The sequence below is a fragment of the Vibrio sp. 1401 genome (assembly GCF_033340295.1).
In genome coordinates this window covers 1-1642 of record NZ_JAWOWF010000108.1, presented here as the reverse complement: position 1 = coordinate 1642, position 1642 = coordinate 1, and the positions used below count along the sequence as shown (strand labels likewise).

The following is a 1642-nucleotide window of genomic DNA, read 5'->3' as shown; positions in this document are numbered from 1 at the left end:
CCCCCTGTGTCAGGCTAGTTGTCACTGTTAAAAAATAACCAATTAAAGGGGCGGTGACAGAGGAAATATGTCTCGTTACTCACAAGAAAGAAAAGAAGCTGTATTGAAAAAGTTGTTACCCCCGCACTCTCGCTCTGTAGCCGAAGTAGCAAAAGAAGAAGGCATCAGTGATGCGACGCTGTATTATTGGCGCAAACAACTTCGAGAATCAGGAGCCGTTGTGCCAAACAGTCATATTCCTTCAGAGCATTGGTCCGCGCAAACTAAGTTAGCCATTGTCGCTGCGACGTTTTCTATGACAGAAAATGAATTAAGCCAGTACTGCCGTGAAAACGGGTTGTACCCAGAAGAAGTCCAGCAGTGGCGCAGCGAATGTATGCAGGGGTTCATGTCATCGAAGGAGCGTGAAGCCGAGGCAAAGAAACAAGCTAAAGCCGATAAGCATGAAATCAAAGAATTAAAAAAAGAGCTTCGCTTTAAAGAGAAAGCATTAGCGGAAACGGCAGCCTTGTTGGTGCTAAGAAAAAAGCTGAGGGCCTTTTACGGGGAAGAGCCAGAGGACGACTAACCTCAACCGAAGAAAGGCAAAATATCGTTACGCTTATCCATGAGGCATGTCAGAGCGGCAGTCGCTTAGAGCGTGCGTGCAATGAAGCTGAGATAGATTTACGGACTTACCGTCGCTGGTATCAGCGCGGAAAGATACAAGCTGATGAGCGACCAACGTCGATAAGACCTGAGCCTGTTAATAAGCTCTCAGAGCAAGAGCGGCAAGATATTATTGATATTAGTAATGCGCCCGAGTATGCCAGTTTGCCGCCAAGCCAAATAGTGCCAACACTGCTGGATAAAGGTCGGTATATTGCCTCTGAAGCCAGCTTTTATCGCGTATTAAAAGCGGCAGGACAACTTAACCGTAGAGGCCGTCAACGTAGCCGTAAAAAATCATCAACACCAACAAGCTACACAGCGACAGGTCCAAATCAGGTATTTACTTGGGATATTACGTATCTACCTTCAGGTGTTCGTGGACAACATTATTACCTTTACCTCATTGAAGACATCTACAGTCGAAAAGTTGTTGGGTATGATGTCTATGACCGAGAGTGCGGAGAGATGGCATCTCAACTACTTCAGCGCACGCTGATGCGAGAGCAATGCTTCAATCAAGCATTGGTGCTGCACTCAGATAATGGTGCGCCAATGAAGTCGTTGACGTTCAAGGCAAAAATGGAGGAGCTTGGCATTACTTCATCTTACAGTCGTCCTCGAGTGAGCGACGACAATCCGTATGTAGAGTCACTGTTCCGAACGCTTAAATATGTTCCGAGCTGGCCATCAAAAGGGTTCGAAAGCCTTGAACGAAGCCGTTCTTGGGTAGAAAGCTTCGTAATCTGGTACAACACGGAGCATAAACATAGTCGGCTGAATTACGTGACACCTTCAGAGCGACATAGTGGAAAGGATACAGAGATTTTAAAGAAAAGAGCTAAGGTGTTGATGGCACATCGCCAAGCAAAACCAGAACGTTGGTCAGGTAAAATACGCAACTGCGAACCAATCGGAGAAGTTCACCTGAACCCAGAAAAAGAAGCTGCTTGATAATTAATCAAGTAGTGACAACTAGCTTGAAAAACGCCGG

General features: G+C 46.0%; 1 protein-coding gene. It reads left to right on the top strand.

Features of this window, described 5'->3' with window-relative positions; genetic code table 11:
• The first annotated feature begins 67 nt into the window (after positions 1–67).
• Positions 68–1602, top strand: a protein-coding gene (locus R7Z77_RS23895) for an IS3 family transposase (protein ID WP_411913204.1) whose coding sequence is annotated in 2 segments (ribosomal slippage) — positions 68–521 and positions 521–1602 — 1536 coding nt in all. Because the reading frame shifts where the segments join, the coding sequence is not laid out codon by codon here.
• Positions 1603–1642 lie beyond the last annotated feature (40 nt).